The organism is Roseibium sp. RKSG952 (assembly GCF_009711355.1).
Genome location: NZ_SMMF01000464.1, coordinates 1 through 1,146, shown reverse-complemented (window position 1 = coordinate 1,146; position 1,146 = coordinate 1). Strand labels below are relative to the sequence as shown.

The following is a 1,146-nucleotide window of genomic DNA, read 5'->3' as shown; positions in this document are numbered from 1 at the left end:
GTCTTCACCACCTTGCGTGCCATACGCGGTCACATCCACCGCCGCCTCGGTCGGACCATAGAGATTGCGCAGGACGGTGCCAGCCCATTCCGTCCTGGCAACCTTGTGAAACCGCTCGACCGCCCGCGCCGACAAGGCTTCCCCGCTGGTGAACACCGCGCGAAGGTGCGGCAGGCTGCCAAGCCCTTCGCCTGCTTCCAGCAAGTCTAGATAGGTGTCGAAAAGGCTTGGCACGAAGTGCAGTGCGGTTACGCCGTGGCGTTCCATCGCCTCGGCCACAGCGCCCGCATCCCGGTGTGCACCGGGCGCAAGCATGACAAGCTGCGCACCATGACACGCCCACCAGAAAAATTCCCACACCGACACGTCGAATGTGTAGGGTGTTTTTTGCAGGACCACGTCTCCGGGCCCGATCGGTACATCTTCCTGCATCCACGAGAGACGGTTGGTGAGCTCCCGGTGACCGACCATCACACCCTTGGGCTTGCCGGTCGAACCGGATGTGTAAAGGATATAGGCCAGCGTAAGTGGCGTGAGCGGTGCGGACCGCTCGGCATCGGTGACTGCGGTGCCGGAACACCGGGCAAGCGCCCGTTGTGTTTCGGCGGTGTCCAGCATCAGACCTTTGCCGGCAAGACCCCGGTGACCGCCGGAAAGTTCGGCGTTCGTCACGACGACCTCAACCCCGGCATCCTCCACAATGAAGGCGAGGCGTTCTTCGGGATAGGCCGGATCCAGCGGCAGATAGGCGCCGCCAGCCTTGAAAATTGCAAGCAATGCAGTCATCAGCGCGGTCGAGCGGTCCAGGCACACGCCCACAACACTTTCCGGTCCGACGCCCCGCGCCATCAGATGGCGGGCCAAACGGTTCGACGCCGCATCGACCTCGGCGTAGGTGAGCTGCCCCTCCCCGTCCACGACGGCAATCGCACCCGGGCTGGCTTTGACTTGCCCTGCGAACAGATCCACCACCGTCTGGTCCAGCGCGAAGTCCTCTGCGGTTGCGTTGAAATCGCCAAGCAGGACGGCTTCCTCGGCTTTATCCAGCAGTGGAAGATCAATCAACCGTGTTTCCGGCGCTTCAGAAACAGCCTCAAGCAAACGCACGAACATCGCAGAAAGCCGTTCTGCCGTCGAACGGTCGAA

At 62.5% G+C, this 1,146-nt stretch carries 1 protein-coding gene; it reads right to left on the bottom strand.

What is annotated here, in order from left to right:
- Positions 1-1,146: AMP-binding protein (locus E1297_RS01585; protein WP_155133046.1), on the bottom strand; the 1,146-nt coding region annotated here is incomplete at both ends.